Consider the following 4270-nt stretch of genomic DNA (forward strand, 5'->3'; position numbering starts at 1 on the left):
GATGTGTTGGGTCAATAGCATAGACTCGGCGTACTATGATGTCAAGCCTCTACAGACATGAAAAAGCGATTGTAGATCCATCGAGGCAGGCTTGTACTCAGTCTTAGGGGTGAGTAGTTACCATTCTGGAAAATGCCAACCGTATCGTCGGTCACAGGATCCACCAGGCCGTACTTGTCTATCTTGCTCTTCATGCTGTCCATGTGGCGTTGTTCGGAACCGGAAATATTGTTGAAAACCGGGTGCTCCCACTGATCATACAAGGTGATATATACATCACGGGTCAGCTTTTCCTCTTCCCGCATGAAAACCAGTGTGGCGGCTTCCGCATCCGACAATGCCGTTGTTACCTGGGTACCCGTGTTTCCCTGGCCGCCGGTGCCCAGTTTTCTACCTTTCCATCCTGCCTGCAACGGACTGACGGCCAGTAATGCGGCCAGGGGAAGGGCTAATGTGATCGTCTTAATTTTCATCTTGAATTCTCCTGATATCCGATTGACAAGGAAGTCTGGCGGACTTCCTTTTTCATGGTTTCAGTGTAGGCCCATCCCTTTTCTGAAATATTTCCGGACAGGGCAAACATGTTTCAAAATGTTTCGGCGTGGCGATCGTGAAGAGTGATATTTGTTACCATGATTTCATGAGCCACCAATCCCCCCTGATACTGATCGTGGATGACGACAGGGCACTGCGCGATCTGCTGCAGCGCTACCTTGGGGAACAGGGTTTTTCCACGGCCGCCGTGGCCGATGGCGAGGCCATGAAAAGCTGGCTCGGGAATCACGACCCTGAACTGGTGGTCATGGATCTGATGCTGCCCGGTGAGGACGGGCTCAGTCTGACCCGTCATCTTCGCGCCTCGACCAGGCTGCCGGTCCTGATACTTTCCGCCAAAGGGGAAGACATCGATCGCATCGTCGGGCTGGAAATCGGGGCGGACGACTATCTTGCGAAGCCTTTCAATCCCCGGGAGCTGGTAGCGCGGATACGCGCCGTGCTGCGCAGAAACAGCCTGCCTGCCGAAGAAAAAGAAGCTACCGGCGCGGATGACGGGCTGTATCGCTTTGGCCCCTATGTTCTGAATCTGCAAAACTACAGTCTGCAACGCGATGGGGAGGAAATCTCCCTGACCAGCGGGGAGATCACTTTGCTGGCACTGCTGGTACAACACCCCAACCGCGTGCTTACCCGGGATCATCTGATCGATCTTCTCAAAGGCTTATGACCGCTCGCCTTTTGACCGCAGCATCGACGTGCGCATTACCCGCCTGAGGCACAAGATCGAAGCCGACCCCAAGCATCCACGCTATATCCGCACCGTCTGGGGCAAAGGCTATCTGTTCAGTCCCCAGGGTTCAGAAACCTGAATCATGCGCTTTCCCAACACCCTGTTCGCCCGCACCAGTCTGACGATTTCGGGTGCACTGCTTATCTTCATCCTGTTCACGGGATTCGTGGTATTGAACTACATGCTGCTGCCCGTGGCCCGGCAAAGCGCAGGGGATCTGGCCGCTCTCATGGTGCTGTCGGCCAGAACCTGGACCGAGCTGCTCGCATCCGCACGCAAGGACTTCCAGAAAGAATTGCGCAGCAGTCACGACCTGATACTGCAGGCAACACCGCCAGAGGCTCCCCTGAAGGCGCTGCTGCTGCATTCGCCTTACATGCTGTTTCTGGAAGAAGCACTGAGCACCCGCCTGGGCCAGACCTTGCATATCCACCAGTCGGATGAAACACCGGATCTGTACTGGGCCATCCTGCCAATTGCCGGCAAAACGCTGTACCTGGGAATAAACCATGACCATATCGGTGCAGAACCGCCCCGCGCCGTTGTCAGTATTTTTCTGGGCGCCAGCCTTTTTATCCTGCTGACCACCCTGCTGGTGGTTCGGCGCATCACCCGGCCCCTGGAAACCCTGTCCCGGGGCGTACAGCGGCTGGGCCAGGGGACGCATTCTCTGCCCCTGCCGGAAGACGGCCCCAGGGAACTGGCAGACCTGGCGCGGAAATTCAACCAGTTGAGCAGCGAAATAGAACGCCTGCTGGAAAACCGCACCACCCTGCTCGGCGGCATCTCTCATGATCTGCGCACACCGCTGGCCAGGTTGCGCATCGCCGCAGAACTGTTGCGTGGCCGGGAGGACGATGATCTGCTCGACAGCATGCAGCAGGACATGGAGGAGATGGACACTCTGATCACCCGCACCCTGGAACTGGCGCGAATGATGCAGCAGGACGGGCAGCAGGACAAAGAAACGGATCTGGCCGTACTGGTGGCTGAAATCGGCGCGGCACGCACAGAGGCAGGCAGACAACTGCACATCGAGGCAGCATCATCCTGCAAAGCCGTTATCAATAAACTTGTGTTGCGGCGGATCCTGAACAATCTTCTCGACAATGCCTTCCACTATGCAGGCGAGAAACCCGTTGGCCTGCACCTGCATTGCTCCGGAAGCAAGGCGCAGATCTGCGTGCTGGATCAGGGCGCCGGCATCCCTGACGACCAGCTCGGCAGGGTACTGCAGCCCTTCTACCGGCTAGACCCTTCCCGCAACCGCGGCACCGGCGGCAGCGGGCTGGGCCTTGCCATCGTGCAGCAACTGGCCCAGCTCCAGGGGTGGAAGATAACGCTGAACAACAGGAAGGCAGGCGGCCTTTCTGCCTGTGTCGAAATCCCCCGAGACCAGCCAGGACAGCAACAGTCGTAAACAGTTAAGCCATGGACTCAATTTCGAATTCACAGCTGAACAAGGATTTCAGCACAATCATGAAGTTGCAGGTGAAATAACCGGATTAGCGCCGGTGCAGACGCTCATTGATAACCTGCTCCCTGAAGTCCTGAATGTTTCCACCCTTCTTGATCGAAGCATACAAGGCCCGTTTTTTCTGTTCTGGCAACGAACCGTAAATGGCATAGGTGCCCACGTAGGATGCTTTCAGGGTCGCCTCCAGTTCCTGAACACTGGAGGTTGCAGGAATGTCACCTGCCCTGGCGCCCACGACCGTACTGGTGATGGTCTGAGTTACAATCGCACCTGCGCTGGCCAGTTGCACGGCACCAACGCTCAGCAGCAAGGCGGTTGCAGTCCGGAAAACTTTTTTTCTGATGTTCATCCTGTCTACCCAAAATGTGACCAAGTTCATGGCGTACATTATTGACCCTCAGCCCGGGCAGGAAAATAAGGAATGAATTGGGCGACTATGGGTATTAGAAATACCTGATATAGGGTGCCTCCGACAATACCGCCTGAGAGGACTGGCAGCGCTGAAGCCTTATCTGCTCAGCTTGCGCAGGGTGGCCAGACTCCACAGGTTCCGGTTGACCCTGTCATTCCAGCTGACCTGTCCTTCCTTCACCCAGGCCAGGCCCTCGCCGCCGCTGCGCAGATCCCTGCCATACCAGTATCGCCAGTACTGGGCACGGGGATCGGCGAGTTCCATGCTGCGCCAATCCTTGTCGATGACCTTGATCAGCTTGCCATCCCTGTAGTATTCCGCCCGGTAGTCGGCAAAAGTCGTGGTATCGATATACTGGTCACGGTAGTCGTACCACCAGTTGGCGCTGCGGTTGACGCTGCGCAGGTGATAAACCTCTTTGCCCGTGGCCTCACAGGAAGGTTCCAGGCCATCAGGCGCCGGATCGAGCATGCCCAGACAACCGGGAAAACGGATTTTTCCCAGCAGGGTATGGTTTTCATCTTCGGGGCGACGCAGATAGATATCCCCGTAGGTGAAGATACTGCCGCCCCAGATGTCTGCCGGATCGGGTTCGGCATGACGGCGGATCTTGCGCAGCGCGGGCAGCCAGATGGCGAAACTCAGGGGGCGCTTCCGGTCCCTGTAGATGTCCACCAGGATGCCGGTGCTGCGCAGCTTGCCGGAACGGAAGATCACCAGGTCCCGGGCTCGGATATCACCCTTGTCGTAGACATTGTTCAGGTGCCGTTCGAGACGGTAGCGCTGCACTTTGCCGCCGCTGCCAGCCATGGAGAGCGAAGCGAAGGCTGGTAGTCCCCAGTAGCCGCGAGGCCGCACTGTTTTCCCGGCGTGCCTTGCGCCAGAGGGAAAACAAAGTAGGCCTCCGAACGCGGCGTCCAGTCATATGGGAGCCAAGTACGGAGCAGCAACGAGCTTGCGAAGTTGTTGCGTAGTGCTTGGTGACCAGGACGGCTGGGGCACAAATAGGTTGTCAAAGGCCGAGTCGATTTTGGGGACTGGGATGTCCCAAAATCTATCACGAGGCCGAAGACACGCTTGCCGCAGGCAGGTT

The 4270-nt window shown here is 57.1% G+C and carries 7 protein-coding genes; 3 read left to right on the forward strand and 4 right to left on the reverse strand.

The features are described 5' to 3' along the window. Positions 1 to 41: 41 nt before the first annotated feature. Positions 42 to 473, reverse strand: coding sequence for a DUF2202 domain-containing protein (locus ACOCD2_RS13380; RefSeq protein ID WP_293649593.1), 432 nt, complete (start codon positions 471 to 473; stop codon positions 42 to 44). A gap of 167 nt (positions 474 to 640) precedes the next feature. Between ACOCD2_RS13380 and ACOCD2_RS13385 the strand changes: the two genes are divergently transcribed. The 3 genes from ACOCD2_RS13385 to ACOCD2_RS13395 are packed head-to-tail and all read left to right on the forward strand — an operon-like array spanning position 641 to position 2708. Then, positions 641 to 1225: a response regulator gene (locus ACOCD2_RS13385; RefSeq protein ID WP_308214450.1), complete on the forward strand. Its 585-nt coding sequence runs from the start codon at positions 641 to 643 to the stop codon at positions 1223 to 1225. A gap of 28 nt (positions 1226 to 1253) precedes the next feature. Beyond that, positions 1254 to 1367: a winged helix-turn-helix domain-containing protein gene (locus ACOCD2_RS13390; protein ID WP_308214449.1), complete on the forward strand. Its 114-nt coding sequence runs from the start codon at positions 1254 to 1256 to the stop codon at positions 1365 to 1367. A gap of 3 nt (positions 1368 to 1370) precedes the next feature. After that, entirely contained in the window at positions 1371 to 2708 is a 1338-nt protein-coding gene (locus ACOCD2_RS13395) for an ATP-binding protein (protein WP_293649595.1), read from the forward strand. A gap of 85 nt (positions 2709 to 2793) precedes the next feature. Here the strand turns inward: ACOCD2_RS13395 and ACOCD2_RS13400 are convergent, their stop codons facing one another. From ACOCD2_RS13400 to ACOCD2_RS13410, 3 genes are all read right to left on the reverse strand, one after another. After that, positions 2794 to 3114 (reverse strand): hypothetical protein, encoded by a 321-nt coding sequence (locus ACOCD2_RS13400; protein WP_294030923.1) that lies wholly within the window; start codon positions 3112 to 3114, stop codon positions 2794 to 2796. A gap of 159 nt (positions 3115 to 3273) precedes the next feature. Beyond that, entirely contained in the window at positions 3274 to 3987 is a 714-nt protein-coding gene (locus ACOCD2_RS13405) for an outer membrane lipoprotein-sorting protein (protein ID WP_293650152.1), read from the reverse strand. Beyond that, on the reverse strand, positions 3936 to 4238 hold the full coding sequence (locus ACOCD2_RS13410) for a hypothetical protein (RefSeq protein WP_293653648.1): 303 nt from the start codon (positions 4236 to 4238) through the stop codon (positions 3936 to 3938). Before ACOCD2_RS13410 ends, ACOCD2_RS13405 begins: the two co-directional genes overlap by 52 nt. Positions 4239 to 4270: the final 32 nt, after the last annotated feature.

This window comes from Thiolapillus sp., from assembly GCF_048562965.1.
In the GTDB taxonomy this organism is placed as follows: Bacteria; Pseudomonadota; Gammaproteobacteria; order Chromatiales; family Chromatiaceae; genus Thiolapillus; species Thiolapillus brandeum_A.

What these genes read in the sequence shown, in the direction of transcription:
- ACOCD2_RS13380 (WP_293649593.1), bottom strand. Translation starts at nt 473, where the DNA reads ATGAAAATTAAGACGATCACATTAGCCCTTCCCCTGGCCGCATTACTG.
- ACOCD2_RS13385 (WP_308214450.1), top strand. Translation starts at nt 641, where the DNA reads ATGAGCCACCAATCCCCCCTGATACTGATCGTGGATGACGACAGGGCA.
- ACOCD2_RS13395 (WP_293649595.1), top strand. Translation starts at nt 1,371, where the DNA reads ATGCGCTTTCCCAACACCCTGTTCGCCCGCACCAGTCTGACGATTTCG.
- ACOCD2_RS13400 (WP_294030923.1), bottom strand. Translation starts at nt 3,114, where the DNA reads ATGAACATCAGAAAAAAAGTTTTCCGGACTGCAACCGCCTTGCTGCTG.
- ACOCD2_RS13405 (WP_293650152.1), bottom strand. Translation starts at nt 3,987, where the DNA reads ATGGCTGGCAGCGGCGGCAAAGTGCAGCGCTACCGTCTCGAACGGCAC.